We start from the raw sequence: 16,116 nt of genomic DNA on the forward strand, positions 1-16,116 counted from the left end.
GTCAGTCGCCAAAAGACGTAGCGGGCGAGAACCATGAATTTTTGAGAGACTACGTGGTTTCTTGCGAGCCTCGTCTAAGCTCCATATATCCCGACGGTCAAAAATCATCCAACTGCCCGAGCGAATCGGCAAAACATGCTTGGGATTCCCTCTCACGAGCCTCAGAAGTAATCGAGTCTTGGGAATATATTTTTCGACTCCTTCAGAAGGCAACTTCCCGATAATCGTGTACTCCCTTCCATCGTTGTGGCTCACAAGTAGATCACGCCCGATACTTTTTAGCACCGTGTTTCCTTGATGCCAGTGAACTATCCCACGGGTAGAAACTAGCTCATTTGGGTCAAGCATATCGTTGCGCCAACTTGCGATTTGTATGTTCCCGTTTCAATGCGTAAAGCCATGCGCAGAAGCAAACGGCTAACGCAAGTAGTTTGGCTGCACTACGTTTCCATAAATTTAGCGTGCTGGATTTCAAAGACTTCTCGTAAGGAATCGAGTCCATCGCGGAAAATATTGATAGCTCCGTTGCATAGATTTCAAACGCAGTCAACTCAGACATCCATTTGTTTGCATTGTCTTTTAGCAAAGGACCGAAGGTTTCTTTTTTCCATTCAAGTTCGTCGTTGGCGACTAGTTTTTTGGCCGCCGATGCGAATTCCAGCATATCTAATTCGAATCGAACTCCGAGCCAGTCACAGATTGGTTTAAGCGCATCCTCTGGCGAATCAATTAAATGTTCATAATGGATTTGAAATAATTGAGATTCAAGTAAGCACGCTTCCGCTTTTTTTGCAAGCAGGAGTTGCGAACGTCCAGCTAGAAGATAGAAGAAAAGACTTCTGCCCTTTGACCAAGCAGCCTTCTTTTTAGAGCAAAGAACGTCTCTTGGGTCTCGTACAATATGAAGTATTTTCGCGTCAGGCCATATTGCTCCAATAGCCGGTAAAAACTCAATGCATTTGGGATCCTTGTCTCCAACACACGCCTTTCCAGGAAAGGCACGGAACAGGGATTCGTAAAAGGTGAGCGCTGGATTTTTTGAGTCAGCCGCATTTACATGTTCAATTAGCGATTCTATTCGTTGCAATTTCTTGTCATCTAACAGTTTGCTTCGAAACGACTCCCCCGAAACAACTTCACCTTTTCTGGAAGCGATGAAACGTCGAAAGAAGCCAGTTTCAGGCAGAAATCCAATCTGAGAATGTGCAGCCAACATAGATTGAAGTAGCGAAGTGCCGGACCTGCCAACACCTACGATAAATATCTTTTGTGAAGAAATTAATTTTGATGTCATCGTGAAAGAGCAACTTGTGAAACAAGTTTGTCAAAAATGGAGACGGTGTTTTTGATGTTAAACGTCTTTTCAATGGAGTGCCTTGCAGAATTAGACATCTTTTTGAGCAACTCATCGTCATTCAATAATTGGGTCAGATACATTGCGATGGCTTCAGCGCCCTGACCGTTATCTAGCAAAAAGCCATTGATGCCGTCTTGAATTATGTCTTTCTCTGTACCATCCGCTGGAGCGGTAATGACTGGTAGACCATGCGCCATTGCGTGACTTATCGCCAGACCGCCTAAACCGGGCATAACGAACACATCGCCGAGCATATAATACAAGTTCACATCAATTATTTTTTTCCCAACAAAAACTACCGAATCGGTTATTCCTAATTCACCACAAAGATCTTTCATTTTAGATGTGAGCGTTCCGTCGCCAACGATCAGCAGTTTAGTCTTATAGTTCCCTTCAAATTTGATTTTTTTAAACGCTTCTAGCAGTACATCCAGTTTTTTCACGGGGTCTATAGCCCCAACAAAGAGGATTACTTTACAGCCCTCTAGATTCAATTCCTTCTTAAGATGTGCAACTTGCTCACTGTACAATATTCGATCAGAATAAACCTTTTCGGTATCTACAACATTCGGAGCAATTTGAATCGAACATGAATCCACATCGTATTTTTCAACATAGTATCTTTTCGAATCTGTGTTGAATGCGAGACCGCCAGCCGCCCCTTGAATGAACTTGCGTACCCGCTTGTTCATGAATTTCCTAACGATCGAATCCGTGGAGTACATACTACCTAATCCGTGCCAGATGTAGGGAATGTTGTACTTGTTACAATAACTCGCAATCGCACTATTATTGGGAAAATTGCTTGGCCCAGTGATCACAACGTCAGGTTGAATGGTTTGAAGAGTTCTCTTTAGAGTGGGGTTCCAAAAAACATGGGCATATCGCTTGCGATAAGGAAGGTACAGATCAATTGTTGGCAATAATTGATAGTGAATGTCAGGAATATCGCTTACCGAACGAAACTTACTTTGTTTCCAATGAGATTGACCGAAGATACCAAATACATCATGTCCGTGATTTGATTTCAGTAATCGTAGGAAAGGAATTTTATAATGAAGACATACTTGGTGCGTGTAAACGATTTTCATGCTAGTTGCCGCATCTTTAGTTGATTAGTGTCTCGTCGACTTAATTTAGTAAAACCTGCCCAATGGAACACAATGCGTTTTATGAGGGGGGACTACCATTGTGATGAAACGGATTGACCGTTTGCCGAGCAAAAGAAGGATTGTAAACGGGTTGCTTCATTTCTCCACACTTTGGCATAGTTCTGCTCTGAGTTGTATTCAACAAAGCTCTGACCTTTAGTCGTAAGCGAAAATCTGTCACATTGATCAAGAGCATGTTCCAACATGTTTGCGAATTCTTTTGATTCCAATGGGTCTGCTGCAAATCCAGCCCCTAAGTCGTCAACAACCCATTTCAACCAACCGCTATTTGTAGCAATCACAGGTCGACCCCATGCCAAGCATCGGCAAGCAATCCCAGACGGACGATCAGTACTTCGATAGGGCATCGCAACGAGATCGCTTGCTATGATTGCCTGCTGAAACTCGTCCTCCGATATGTACCGATCGATGATAATTAGCCGATTCGCCAAAACGGAGTTTTGTTGAATCACCTGGATCTGAGGGCGAATCTCATCAGATATTTTTCCGATCAGTACCAGTCGGTCCTGGTCGGCGAACCTGGCGACTTCGAATGCGCGTAGTAGCAAGTCGGTTCCTTTTCGGCGATCCTGTCCGCCAACCGAAACAATCATCCGCCCAGCCGACGGTAAGCCCAATGCTAATCTCGCTTCGGTTTTATCAAAGACAAATTGCGTTGGAACAGGATCAGGACATAGAAAAATGCGACTCGCTTTTGAGTTTTTAACCGCTGACCAAGCCAAGGGATCAATCAGAAGTAACCTTTGCCACGGGCCCTTAGTGGTGATCCACCATTTGAGTTGGTTGGTCCAATTGCGAAGCATCGAAGTCGTTGGTCGTCCGATCTGTGGCTTCATTAAACAAGCATCTATGTTGATTTGTCGGAGGCAACCATTCAACTTCAATAGGTTCATCATTCCAAGCATCGTAGCAAGTCCATCGGCGGTCGGGATGACAACCAAATCTGGACGAACTCGTTTGACAAGTCTAACCAAACATCTGCCGGCTTCGATTGCGTTACTCAATGCCCCCGATGTCGGATTGGCCTCATAAAAATGAACATTCTCATGTTTGAAGTAACGGCAAATAGACTCATCCCCTGACAACTGAGAAGGCAATGCAACAAGGACATCCGATCCCTCAAACGCACTTGCGGTCTTGGAAGCGTAGGGGAGTCTGTGTCCACCAACTTTAAACGAATGCTCAAAAACCAAGACTCTCATCGTTGCCGTACCGAAAATCGTCTATCCCCAAAAGGGCGCACCGAGACATAATGGGCCGCATTCGTCGTCATCGTTGATAAAACCCAATGTCTAAAGGTAATGCTTTCCGCACAGTAGTTTTCGCTTTGGTGTTCCATATAGGTAATCGCAATTGCAAAAAAGCAGAGTCCAGGCCAGGCTGCTATGTTGCCTTGCTTTCATCGAAATGGGAAAATAAAACGCGAACAGAGAAGAGTACACGCCAAATCACTCCCTACCTTCGCAAATCCAGTATTACGTAACAGACAGCAGTTGTTTCCAGCGGATTCGTTCGAAGGTGAACTCGCGACTATGTTTTTCCAGTTGACTCAGTGCAATTGCAAAGAAAAACATCAGCGGAGCTGTTGAAAAAAGGGCAACACTCTTCAGACTTAGAATACAGCTGTAGGTAAATAAAGCTATTAGAATAACGGCCTCACGCCGCATTTCGGGATAGTGCTTAAGCTTCCCTATAATCTTAATAGCATTTGAGAAGGCTTGAACACAGATATATAGATATATCGAAAATCCGATGATTCCCAGTTCCCCGAGAATCTCTACAGACAAGTTATGAACATCGAATCCACTCGTTTTCCATCCAGCCGCTGAACCCAGACCAAATAGTAGGTGGAAAAAATCGCTCTCGGACCATGCCTTGAACAGTAACATGACCATTTCAGCACGGCCTTCGAATCCTCTACGCATGCTTACCTCATTCCAACGGTTTACTTCTCCCAAACCTAGAAATGAGAAAGTAAGGTATAGGACCAAACCGCCAGCTATGAAACCTGCAAGGGTGAGCAGATACGTTCTGGCCTGGCTTACCTGATTTGCGATTGGATAAAACGTTAGTATCACGACAGCCAACGAAACTAATTGTCCTCGAGACTGAGTCCGGAAAACAATGTTACAGGCCAAAGCAAAGGTCGCTAAATGGACCATCTTCCACAATGAATTTTTCGGTCTTAAAATGACACAGAAAATTGCGATATACGATGCCGTATCGGCGAGAGCCAAAGGCGGTGTGAACCATTTCAGCGAACCGTGATGCATAACAGGCCTGGCAAGAGAGATTCCTCGGACATGCCATTCAACAAAAAACGAAATCACAATCACCAATGGAACCCCGATGTAGATCGCTGCCTGAACTCCGTCTCGTATCCCATTTTTACTCTGGCTGAGAATGGGTGCGACTAGCAAGTAAAGAACGTAGTATGGCAAGGGCGCACGGCCGTAGTACTGTGCAAATTCCTCAGGCGCGATTGTCCAAAACCGGCTTGCTTGAGAAAATAGTATCAGCAATATAGCTGCGGCCTGAGTTTTATCGAGATTGAACCGGAACTCGTTGCGGCTAAGCCAGCAGAAGGCTGCAAACGCGGTAACAATACCCACTCCCAGATTTACTAAAGACGAGCGATCCAAAAAGATTGCACTGCGTGTTTGGAAAAACTGTTCAACACCAAACATGGTGAAAACTAAACCGATGGCAACGCCGGGGCGTTTCCAAGATGCAAATGCAAAAGCTAAAAGCACCGCACCAAATATTACTAGCCAAATAATTTCGTAGTTCCTTCTTCAGTCGTTTTGGTTGGTCGCCGATGGGAATGGATTCTAACAAGGAGCGAATAATCCCCATGCTTGTATGTTCCCATATCTATGAATACAGTTTGGGGTTGGCGAATATATTCAATTTTACTTTTCAAGATTCCTGTCCGCAGCGGCGTCGCTTAGGGCTACGTGGCAAGGCGATTCCAGTCACGCTCGAGAGCAGGACGTCACCAACAACCACACCTGTCGAAGTATCTCTATTTTCGTCTAAACTACCTTCTGACGGCAATGCTGCAAGTGAGCTAGGGACGAATAATAGGGGTTCCAAGAAATGCCCGTAAGGGGATGATGCGATTCAGAAGATGCTTCATGCCGGCGGTGGGAAATCTTCGTTGAATGCGATTCCCGATCTTCGTGCCTTTTATGGTCTTGAGAATCAGACGCGATGGCAAGGTTCGTGGCGAGTAAGGGCTGTGCCGCCAGGTTCCCAAGTCCTTTAGCAGACGGACGATCGCATCCGGCGGTATCAGAGGATCCAGTTTGCTATCGCTGGTTCTCAACCAATCCACAAGCGGATCACAGAACCGGGCATATTCTTTCCGCCATTCCTGAAGGCAACCGCTGCTTTTTGCCCTGCGGAAGTTGGTTACCTGAGGGTAGAATTTTTGGATCATCTGGAGATAGACCCCGCGATCTCGTCGGAAGGAAACGGGAACCCGTCCGATGAAATCAAGTAGCCGGTTGTCGACGAACGGATTTCGGACCGGTGCAAAATAGTCAGACACGATCGTTCGCCACGCCAAAATCGTATTTGGCAATCGCTGATCGATGTACAGGTAATCCTTGGCAGTGATCAGGTCAACATCCTTTGGGACTCGATTGAAAATGGTTTGCAGTTCGTCCGGTAGACATTCGGAAAACGTATTCCACGTATGTTGAGGAACAACATGTTTGAGCGGTCCGAGCTCGCCAATACCGTAAACATGAACCGTCCGCAATGCATCCTCAACGCAGTCGATTTCAATGTCCCATTGAAATCCAAAAACTGTGTCTCCAGCAAAAACTGCATTTGTTCTTGCTGGATCAAAGGCCTTCGCAAGTTCAAACCACGAGTCAATTTCTCCGCAGAAGTTCAACATCCCCAGCCCCAAGTCAGCGTTACGCTGTAAAGCCTGTAGCTGATCGCCATGGTAGGCGTTTGTGAACAGGTGAGGCTGTCCTAATAACTCACTCCATTCGCTCGCGAGGAAACCATCCGACTCTGTGTTCAATTCGGCATTGCTAATCTTGTAAGAAAAATTTCGTACGTCGGCGTTTTCGTTGGCCAGCAATTGGGTGATCAAACGCGAGTCGTACCCACCGCTGAGGGAAACCCAACTACAGGGATCATCAAACAGGCGTACACGAACCGATTCAGTGACAATATCGGCCAGTTCATCCAGCAGGACGCATTCATCGGAACCGTTCTCGCCCCGTTCAAAATGCAATGTCCAGTAGCGACTTGAGTGAAGTCCGTCATGGTCGAAAACGTGAATCGAAGCCTGTTCGAGGACTCGCACCCCTTCGAAAGGGGTATGGAAATTTTGCATCGAACCACTTGCTAACAAATGGGCAATGCCGACTGGATTTACCGGTAGTGAATCAGTGGGGTGCCAGTGAATAGAACTGGAGATCCAGTGGCGATTACCATCAAAGCTGTGAAACGCTCGACGAGAATTGAGCCTATCGGTGATGATACGAACGAACGGCTCATGTTCCGAGATTATCAACAGAACAAAAGAACCGTTCAACTTCGCTGCGAAGGATTCACCTTGGTCCGCCAGCTGCTGAAGCGCAAATGCTGCGTGGTTCGCCCCCGCATTCATATACAGCTCGCCGTGAAGAATCGCGGTTAGCCCACGTGTGGAATCCGAGGCCACATGACAACCCTGCGAGGCTGCGATGATCACCATGTCAGCCTGATTGGATATGGTGATCTCTGGCTTTTGGGATGTCTCATCCATGAATTCGCTGATAATATTCTCAGCTGCACCGACAACTTTCGTTTGGAGCATGCAAACAAAGGAAGGTGGTACAAACGTATGCAGATTGTTCATGAGTTATTGTCAATAGTTGTGTTCTGAGAAAATGAATCAGGCGGCGATTTCATCCTGCATAATTCCGTCTTTGAAGGACCGTCCTTCGATGACGAGAGTGTTTTTTCTAGGCAGTTCGGTTTTCCCAAAATTATTAAAGCTGCTTGTGCGAGCTGAATCATGTTCGCCCAACTCGCACGCCGAATTCCACTGCAATTGGTGCTTCGATCGCGAAGACAGATCGCTGCGATATCGATTAGATTGGTTATTCGTAAATGGCCCCATGTCCCACAGTGAAACCAAAGACCGTCATACATCTTATCATCGACGCAGTCTGCTAGCTAACTGTTCGAAAAATGCATTGACAAACGATTTCAACATTTTCCGCTTGTTGGCGTGACCGAGAAAATAGTCGCAAACGTGTGGAGATGTATAACTCAATGGATTCGCGATTTTATAATTACTAGCTAGAGTCAAATGGAGTGGCAAATCAACGCTTGGCAATTCTGGCAAGAGTAAATTCAATTCCAATGGGCGCATTTGAAGAGGAAAACTCGCAATTGCAGAACTACCATCGCCAGGAGCGATTACAAACTTCTTTCTAATGGAATCGGGCGACTTGGCTCCGTAGAGGTTAAGGTCGACGTCTCCGGGAGGAAGGTCGAGCGGCCAGCGTCTCATGGACTCCGGTTGTCGCTCAAAAAACTCATCGTATCGAATTGACCGATCAAATGAGTCTGGGAATCGGACGGTATTTATGCGTTCCATCAACGGCACTTGTCCCAATGGCCGTTTTCGCTTCACATGAGTCCCCGCTTCTGAAAAATTGGTGGTCAAAGACGTCCTAGGATAAACCATATAGAGGTCATTCTCTATCAAGTATGCCATGAACAATTTCAGCCACGACTTCGCTCCCCAACCTCGTACTGTCGGTTGAAGTTGAGCTGAATTTCCCGCGTCAGGGTTCGCGTCCAACCAATGTCGAAAACTTTTCCACTGTGAATGGGTCCAAAGTTGTCCCCATGACTGAGCGACTCGCATAAAAAAAACATCTGACCCATCATCGGCGGCATCAAATGGCAGGTTAAGATTAAAATTACTGCGATGCCGATGCAACGAAATCCCCGCAATTCTCGGATGGTTTCCAAATTCCTGAACACATTGATGAGCGAATAAATAAAAGCAGGGCGATACAAACAAGTCGTCTTCGAGGACAATAACGCTACCGTATTTTGCTGAGAGATCTCCACAGGAAAGCACATGTTTTTTTAAACCAAGATTCTCCGTCTTAATATCGACAACGCATTCACCATGCTTCCATTGAAACCGTTTGGCTATCTCTATCGTTGCTTCATTTTTTGAAGTGCCAGAGAAATCGACGCTAATGTGCAATGTCGGTGTGTACCCACGATACTCGGCCTCAGCGAGGCTCTTTAAAAGTCGTGTAAGCGAACTTGGCCGATCAAACGCACAAACAACAATCGCAGGCGCAATCGGCTTCGTTCCGTTTTCCATTCTGTCTAGGTTCTGATTCATTTTTTAGCGTCTATGACTTCTGGTGCTTCTACAAAATTTGAATCTAGGGTTCGCCAGGGATCTATTGAAAAAAGGGGGTACCGCCCAAACGGCCATTGTTACCAACCTCAAATTTGAATCTAACTGAGGCACCATTGATCTATGCAGAGGATAAGAATCCGCGAAATCCGTGGTCTTCCATCCAAATTCCGGAAGATGATTCGCCCACTGACTCATCCGCGTTGCGCCACAACGGGATGTGGGTAGAACGCCTGTGAAACAATTAGCAAGGTCTTCATTTAATAATCATTTTACGAACAAAAGTTTGTTTAGGCCTATTCTGATTCAGAGTGAATTAGACGAGTTTGAAAAAGCCAATACAGTTTGGATGAAATTTTGCGTTTTCAACAGGCTGGTTTCCTGCCCAATAACTTCCAATACGATTTGCCGATTCTTGTCTTTTTGTTCTGCAGTCAGACTTTGCTCTAAAAGACTAGGGTTTTGTATCAACTCCTCTACTGTATACAATGCAACGCCATTATCTTTGTGAAAATGATACAAAGGGTTCTCCCTTCGAAGAAAAACGATTGCGCCAAGACAAAGAGCAAGCGTGACATTGGCACCTCCCTGCTGGCGACGATGGTTCATTAAAACATGAGAGCAACCCGCAACGACGGTTGCGTACTCCGCAGCAGCCATGAAATCCGTTAATGCAATAAATTGATCACCCCATTTTTCTTGTCCCAGTAAGGAGATGCGTTCAGCGATTTTGGCATCCCCGTAGCTGAGTGGGCAAATGATTTTTCGATCAGAGAGCGGACAATTTGCGAGAATCTCTATAGCTTCAGTATGATTGTTCGTAATTGTTGAACTATTACCGAGCAATATACTGTTACCCGTTAAGTTTAAGTCGGTCATCGTTCTGAGCGATCTTATTGAATGTCCATAATTCCATCGGACATGTTTGGGAAATGGGCCAATCCCACAGGCTCGCACCATCTCGTATTCGCTTGGGAGCACTGGTGAGAAAAACGAGATTCTGCGAATGGCTGCCGCCCGTCGTCGATTCCTTCTTAATTCATATACTTTTCTCAACCTCGTACCATCAAACTGCATGACAAGAGATTTGATTATCTTTGTCATTTGAGATTTCGGCGTGCTTTTCCTAACCTCCGTTTGTAACTGTTTCGTTAACGGCAGCAGTAAATCATTCGTACTTTTAACCATAAGAGGGTAATAGTCAAATCCGTGACCCACCCACACAAACACCAAGTCCCTATTACATCGAAGAATGACCTTCTGCGCGATCACCGTCAACGAGTGGATCACCACAAAATTGTAACGCCTCAGTGAATCCAAAAAGCTTATATTTCGAAAGCACTCGGTTCCTACTATTTCATAAGGAGCTTCTTTTATATGGGTCGGTGTTTCTTCGTTCGTCGTAACGAAAATATCATTACCTGCCGGTAGCACAGTGTTGAACCACTCATATGCACTATCAATGAATTTTTCATCGGTTACTAAATGGGCGATTCGAACCTTACGGTTTGTATTATCTAACAACTTGTCCATGAGGCATTCGAGTTTTAATTCAACGGCAATTGGAAAATCTGGACTGTCGAGCTTGTAGATTCAAAAGCGAATCCTGTGTGTATTTATGCGATTCATGCGTAGGTTTTTCGCTTAGTGGTAAAACAGTTCGATCCGTCGAGGCATCGTCATGAACGAATATTTCAACCGAAAAGCTAACTACTTGAATCAAAGAGCCCTTCAACGCATCACCAATGAACTGTTCACGATATAGTTGCGATGCAACAAATCTAAGACCGAAGCCGTTCGCCGAAAATCTCATATTCGGTTCTTAACATGGTGTTGTTTTAGGTCTTCGAAGCAACTGAATCCTGTTGAAAAAAATCCCCGTCACAATCGAGAGGGCTTCAAAACGAAACAACTTAGCAAGAGACAAATAGGCTGTGGTTGATAGAACACCTAACAAGATCAATTTAGATAATGAATGCCAATCCACATGGATTGAGATTTGATAACTGACAATTCCAATCACCAATGAGAGACACAAGCTAGGAAAAACATCTCTAATCTGTTCCCGAAGCGAATAGCCAAGTAACTCAATGGAGTAATAGCTATTAGGTGCAAAAGCCAAACAGGCGGTGAAAATTCGACCATACAAGATACCCGTAATTCCATAACGAACGCTCACCAACAGCACGACGGAGATCAGAATTTTTTTAATGATCTCAAGGCCTAGAAATAAATCAGATCGTCCCTTTACCTTTAATATATTGAGATTAAGTGAACTCAGTGGATAGAAGAGTGCAGCGACACACATCAATCTCAACATGGGCGCTGCGGGCAACCATTTCTCTTCTAACAAGAATTCGAACAAGGGTTCAGCCAATGCTGCCATCAGCATCAGTACGGGAAAGACAACGAAGGACGTCGTCAATAGTATCTTGCGATAGGCCATTTTCAAACGCTGGTTGTCATCTTGAACCATCGCTAACGCTGGATAGGTGACCGTCGTGATGCTCATAAACAACTGCTGAATGACTAACCGTTGTAATCGGTCGGCAAAGAAATAGAGCCCTGCAAGTGGGGTACTAAACATCTTCGCAATAACGATAACGTAGACATTGTTAAATATTGTGTCCAACAAGCTGGAGGCAAATAACTTGCATCCGAACGAATACAATGTCTTAAACGAATTTCGACTAAACGAAAGCGTGGGGCGCCATTTCTGGAAGGACCAAAGCAAGATGAGCTTCAACAGTGAGGCTATTATGGTTTGGGCGACGAGCGCCCAAACCCCAAAACCCAAGGCGGCCAAAATCACTGCGAGAAGCCCCGCTACGATTCCCGAAGGCAGAGTGATCCATACCTTTAAACGAAAATTTATCTCACGGGCAAGATGCGATAATTGGACGACTTGAAACGAACCGATCAGGATCGAGAGCGAAGCAATTCGAATCAGTAAAACCAGCCTGGGTTCGTCATAAAAGTTTGCAACCAGTGGAGCGCTGACGAAGAGCAACGCGTAGGACAGCAGGCCCAAGCATAGATTCGAATAAAACGCGGTGTTGAAGTCAACTTGTTTCGCATCTGGCAAGCGAATCAGAGCTTGGGTGAAACCCGAATCCATTAGTGAATTACCAACAGCGATGAAAACCGCCATCATTGCGACAAGGCCATAATCCTCGGGGACCAAAAGCCGAGCAAGCAGCAACTGGACTGCAATCCCAATCCCACGGCCAGCAAGTTGCTCGCCAAAATTCCAGAGCACACCACTGATCGTTCTGGCTTGCAATCCAGAAGATGCCTTTGAAATGGGAGCGGGGGATGTTGGAGGATTCATGGTTTCGTAGTATTCAATCGGACAGGCAGCGAATGACGAGATCCTTTGTCCCAGTCACACCATGCCGTACATGTAACCACTCTGGAGCCGGTTGTTCTCCGCGGATCCATGCTAGGATCGCCTGCGGAATGTCTGCTCCTGCTAGATGAGAAAACGGGTAACCACCACCGAAACGGTTGTTTAGTTCCAGGATTGAAACGTTGTCATCAGCAACAAAAATGTCCACGTCTAAATTCCCTATGTGGCCGAGTGCTCCCGCGAGTTTTTTGCCGAGCGACTTTAGTTGATCACTGTCTATAGTGATCGCCGCATCTGTTTCACCAGCTCGCATGGCTAGCTTCTTTTTGACAAAGGTTGTTACATAATTTCCGTCGAGATCATTTACGACGTCCAGCCCATATTCATGGCCTTTCAATACTTGTTGGATCAATACTGAATGTTCCAAGTCAACATTTGATTCATACTTTAAGTAACTGCGTTGAACTTCTCGTCGAACCTTTTCATAAAAAACTATCAATTCTCCTTCGTTTTCCGCCATATTTACGCCGATCGATCCCATCCCCCAACGTGGCTTTACGACCAAGGGAAACTCGATCAAATTCCTAGCCAACGCGTCTAATGTGTCCGCAAGGCTCGTAAAGCTTGCAGGCGTGTTGAACCCATTTGACCGTAAGAAGCTGTCTGTTTTGAGTTTGTCATTACAGATCATCGCTACAGCCGGACTCGAGACGACTATCGTCGTGCCAACCTCGGCAAATCTTGTTTTTGCACTGGCTAGTATCGGTAAATCAATATCAAAGAGCGGGATGATGGCTTTTATTCGATTGGCAACTGAGTACTCAAGAAGGAAAGGAATGTAATTTTCGTCGTAGATCAGAGGTGTTACGACTGACTTGTCTGCATGAAGAAACGACGAAGCTCGTTGGTCACTATTTGCTGCGTGAATTTCTCCTCTGCCGTCGAGTGCTGATCTAAAATAATCGAGAAGATACCCGCGACGCCCCGAACTCGTAAACAAAAGATTCATCGGTTTCACATTCATTGGATTGACCTACCCCTGTTTTGGAACATCACAATGAGACAGACCTTCCTGTTAACTCGGAAGCTTGAAGGTTCATCAGTCCACCGGTATGCCAAAACAAGACTTTGCTTCCAGTCCGAATTACGCGTCGCTTGATCAATTCAAGCATCCCAAGTAACGCCTTGCCTGAATACGTTGGGTCAACAATTAATCCTGACCTAGCTGATTGCTGAACAATCTCTAGAAGTGTTGGGTTTGTCTTTTCGTATCCACCACAAGTCCATTCATCGCGAAAGTCAACAGTAAGGTGGGGGGCATCAAGCTCGGAATGATCAAAATAACTCTTTATGCTGTCATGAATAACTTGAGTTCCACGAACGGCGTCTCTAGCTACGGAAATACCAATAATTCGTGTGGGTTGGTTTTCGTAGCCAATCGTGAGCCCAGCCTGTGTTGTGCCGGTTCCTGAAGCAACGACAAGGTAGTCTGGAATCCAATCGGAGCATTGTAATTGTGTTTCTTTCGCCGCTTCAACGTAAGCAATCGTCCCTGCAACAGAATGACCGCCGCCCCAGACATAGAAAGGACTTCGCCCTTTATTTTCATATGATTTAATTGCCTGATCCATTCGTTCAGATAGCTGGTCTTTCTCGCAAAACTCAATCGTCGCACCGCTCATCCGCATCAGCAGGAGATTGCCAGTTTCTTTATATTGGACGCCTTTCTCAATAACGAGTACCAAGTGACAGTCAATACCCAAGAGCGAGCACGCGACAGCCGACGCACGTGCATGATTCGACTGTGGACCGCCGTTTGTAACTAATACATCGTGCCCCTGAGCAATCAGGTCCCTCATGATGTATTTAATTTTCCTCGCCTTTGACCCTCCACCTGGTGATGGGTATAGGTCGTCACGTTTTACTCTTAAATCAACATCTAGATTCAGCCTGGCTACTAATACAGGATGTTGTTCAATCGGTGTCATTAGAGATGAGGCAAATGGGTCAATCAACTCTTTTAGCATTAAAAGTTTGTGACCATCACTTTTTAAGTTGTTAAAGCCAAACGAGCGATACAGCTTTTGAGCGGAACGATTGTCAACCTCTGTTTCAAGTTGCATCGATCTCATTCCCCGTTGTCGTGCTAGAGAAATCGCTCGGGATGTCAAAGAACTACCAATACCCTTTCCTTGGTGAGTTGGAAGCACGGAAAGGAGCGGACAATATGATCTCCAATCTTCCGTATCGTTAGCATATAGCACAATACAACCAACATTCTTTCCATTAACATTTGCAATTGCGATGTCTGCACTATTAATCAATTTGTCAGCGTAAGCATCCAAATTGACACGCTCACTTAGAGGCGTCGGCAGAATGTCACCAAATTGCTTAAGCAAGGTCGGCACGTGCGTTCTTTTTTCGGCAGCGTTCACCCAACCAATCGTAAATTTTTCATCGTTCTTCACTATTGCTACCTACTAATGTTCCGCTTTGATTAGAGAAGCAATTACAAATCACTTCTATCTCGTTGTCGCATAAGTTTGGATAGATTGGCAAGCAAATGACTCGATTTGCAACTCTGGAAGCTTTGTCTAGGGACACTGGCTTTCCATCAAGTACCCCTCTGTACATCGGCATCGTGCTGATCAATGGATAGAAATACCGCCTGCCATTGATGCCTGCGTCCTTCAACGCTTGGTACAATGCGTCGCGACTAAGTGGGTAGTCGTCTCCAACGAAGATCGGGAAGTAGGAGGCGTTGCCGATTGTGTCATCTGGAATCGGAAGTAGCGAAATCCCTTTTGCGTCCGTCAGTGCTTCTCGGTAAGCTCTCTCGATCTCACGCCGGCGTTCAAGTGCTTTATCGATGTGTTTTAGTTGCAACAGTCCAAAGGCAGCGTTGACTTCACTCATCTTGCCATTGATACCTGGTGCGGTAACCGTGACTTCGTCGGCGAAGCCAAAGTTCTTCAGGTAATCAATTCGCTGTTTCGTCTTTGCGTCGGGGCATATGATCGCGCCCCCTTCAAAAGTATTGAAAACCTTGGTTGCATGGAAACTGAGGACGGATAAATCACCATGCTTGAGTAGACTTTCACCTTTGTACTTGACTCCAAAAGCATGGGCGGCATCGTAGATGACTTTTAATCCGTAAGTATCCGCCAGTTCCTCAATGCGTTCGACGGCGCAGGGGTTGCCATAACAATGGACTGGCATGATCGCGGTCGTCTGTGGCGTAATCGCCTCTTCGATTCTGTCGGGGTCCAGATTGCATGTCTTTGGGTCGATGTCGACAAAGACAGGTTTAATGTTGTTCCACAGCAGCGAGTGGGCGGTCGCGACAAACGAAAAAGGTGTCGTGATGACTTCACCAGTAATTCGCAAAGCCTGCAGCGCGGTGACGAGTGCAATCGTGCCGTTAGTAAATAGGGCAAGGTGATCGACACCAAGGTAGTCACACAGTGCCTGCTCGAGCTGTTTGTGAAACGGCCCGTTGTTGGTGAGAATTTTGTTTTCCCAAATCTGTTCCAGATAAGGAATAAAATCCTCTAACGGCGGTAGCGATGGCTGGGTGACGTAGATCGGTTTATCAGCGACTGCTTTGTCAATGATCGATTTGTCAGCGGTAGGGGGTACGATGCTCATTCAAAAATTCAAGGCGAGGTGGTCATTTGTCGTTTGTCATCTGCGGGTTTACCGCGGAGGCAGAGAGGGACATGGAGTTTTCGAAATCCTTTAGCCACAAATCCTACGAATCAACACGAATGACGCGGGAAAGAGTTGGCAAAAAAATGGAGGGTAAAAAAAGAGCTTGTGGGGTTCGGGGGAAAGTTTGGTA

11 protein-coding genes are annotated in these 16,116 nt (G+C 45.7%); all 11 read right to left on the reverse strand.

The annotated features are described in order from the left end of the window. Nucleotides 1–340 precede the first annotated feature (340 nt). Nucleotides 341–1,294 (reverse strand): sulfotransferase family protein, encoded by a 954-nt coding sequence (locus Q31b_RS20935; RefSeq protein WP_146601612.1) that lies wholly within the window; start codon nucleotides 1,292–1,294, stop codon nucleotides 341–343. Next, nucleotides 1,291–2,448 (reverse strand): glycosyltransferase family 4 protein, encoded by a 1,158-nt coding sequence (locus Q31b_RS20940; RefSeq protein ID WP_146601613.1) that lies wholly within the window; start codon nucleotides 2,446–2,448, stop codon nucleotides 1,291–1,293. Before Q31b_RS20940 ends, Q31b_RS20935 begins: the two co-directional genes overlap by 4 nt. Before the next feature lie 92 nt (nucleotides 2,449–2,540). Then, on the reverse strand, nucleotides 2,541–3,731 hold the full coding sequence (locus Q31b_RS20945; protein WP_146601614.1) for a glycosyltransferase: 1,191 nt from the start codon (nucleotides 3,729–3,731) through the stop codon (nucleotides 2,541–2,543). A gap of 273 nt (nucleotides 3,732–4,004) precedes the next feature. Further along, nucleotides 4,005–5,282 (reverse strand): O-antigen ligase family protein, encoded by a 1,278-nt coding sequence (locus tag Q31b_RS20950; RefSeq protein WP_146601615.1) that lies wholly within the window; start codon nucleotides 5,280–5,282, stop codon nucleotides 4,005–4,007. A gap of 317 nt (nucleotides 5,283–5,599) precedes the next feature. Further along, nucleotides 5,600–7,393 carry an asparagine synthase-related protein gene (locus tag Q31b_RS20955; RefSeq protein ID WP_146601616.1) on the reverse strand — a complete coding sequence of 598 codons (1,794 nt, stop codon included), beginning with the start codon at nucleotides 7,391–7,393 and terminating at the stop codon, nucleotides 5,600–5,602. Nucleotides 7,394–7,693: 300 nt separating this feature from the next. Then, nucleotides 7,694–8,908: a glycosyltransferase family A protein gene (locus Q31b_RS20960; protein WP_146601617.1), complete on the reverse strand. Its 1,215-nt coding sequence runs from the start codon at nucleotides 8,906–8,908 to the stop codon at nucleotides 7,694–7,696. 324 nt (nucleotides 8,909–9,232) lie between these two features. Continuing rightward, nucleotides 9,233–10,459: a TDP-N-acetylfucosamine:lipid II N-acetylfucosaminyltransferase gene (locus Q31b_RS20965; protein WP_146601618.1), complete on the reverse strand. Its 1,227-nt coding sequence runs from the start codon at nucleotides 10,457–10,459 to the stop codon at nucleotides 9,233–9,235. 289 nt (nucleotides 10,460–10,748) lie between these two features. After that, a complete protein-coding gene (locus tag Q31b_RS20970) occupies nucleotides 10,749–12,257 on the reverse strand; it encodes a lipopolysaccharide biosynthesis protein (protein WP_146601619.1) in 1,509 nt (502 codons plus the stop codon). Nucleotides 12,258–12,270: 13 nt separating this feature from the next. Then, a complete protein-coding gene (locus Q31b_RS20975) occupies nucleotides 12,271–13,299 on the reverse strand; it encodes an ATP-grasp domain-containing protein (RefSeq protein ID WP_146601620.1) in 1,029 nt (342 codons plus the stop codon). 28 nt (nucleotides 13,300–13,327) lie between these two features. Continuing rightward, nucleotides 13,328–14,743 carry a pyridoxal-phosphate dependent enzyme gene (locus tag Q31b_RS20980; RefSeq protein ID WP_146601621.1) on the reverse strand — a complete coding sequence of 472 codons (1,416 nt, stop codon included), beginning with the start codon at nucleotides 14,741–14,743 and terminating at the stop codon, nucleotides 13,328–13,330. Then, a complete protein-coding gene (locus Q31b_RS20985) occupies nucleotides 14,730–15,923 on the reverse strand; it encodes a DegT/DnrJ/EryC1/StrS family aminotransferase (protein ID WP_146601622.1) in 1,194 nt (397 codons plus the stop codon). Before Q31b_RS20985 ends, Q31b_RS20980 begins: the two co-directional genes overlap by 14 nt. Nucleotides 15,924–16,116: the final 193 nt, after the last annotated feature.

The sequence above is a fragment of the Novipirellula aureliae genome (genome assembly GCF_007860185.1).
Lineage (GTDB): Bacteria > Planctomycetota > Planctomycetia > Pirellulales > Pirellulaceae > Novipirellula_A > Novipirellula_A aureliae.

Excerpts from the sequence above, each read along its gene's own strand:
- Q31b_RS20935 (WP_146601612.1), bottom strand. The coding sequence starts at position 1,294 with ATGACATCAAAATTAATTTCTTCACAAAAGATATTTATCGTAGGTGTT.
- Q31b_RS20940 (WP_146601613.1), bottom strand. The coding sequence starts at position 2,448 with ATGAAAATCGTTTACACGCACCAAGTATGTCTTCATTATAAAATTCCT.
- Q31b_RS20945 (WP_146601614.1), bottom strand. The coding sequence starts at position 3,731 with ATGAGAGTCTTGGTTTTTGAGCATTCGTTTAAAGTTGGTGGACACAGA.
- Q31b_RS20955 (WP_146601616.1), bottom strand. The coding sequence starts at position 7,393 with ATGAACAATCTGCATACGTTTGTACCACCTTCCTTTGTTTGCATGCTC.
- Q31b_RS20960 (WP_146601617.1), bottom strand. The coding sequence starts at position 8,908 with ATGAATCAGAACCTAGACAGAATGGAAAACGGAACGAAGCCGATTGCG.
- Q31b_RS20965 (WP_146601618.1), bottom strand. The coding sequence starts at position 10,459 with ATGGACAAGTTGTTAGATAATACAAACCGTAAGGTTCGAATCGCCCAT.
- Q31b_RS20970 (WP_146601619.1), bottom strand. The coding sequence starts at position 12,257 with ATGAATCCTCCAACATCCCCCGCTCCCATTTCAAAGGCATCTTCTGGA.
- Q31b_RS20975 (WP_146601620.1), bottom strand. The coding sequence starts at position 13,299 with ATGAATGTGAAACCGATGAATCTTTTGTTTACGAGTTCGGGGCGTCGC.
- Q31b_RS20985 (WP_146601622.1), bottom strand. The coding sequence starts at position 15,923 with ATGAGCATCGTACCCCCTACCGCTGACAAATCGATCATTGACAAAGCA.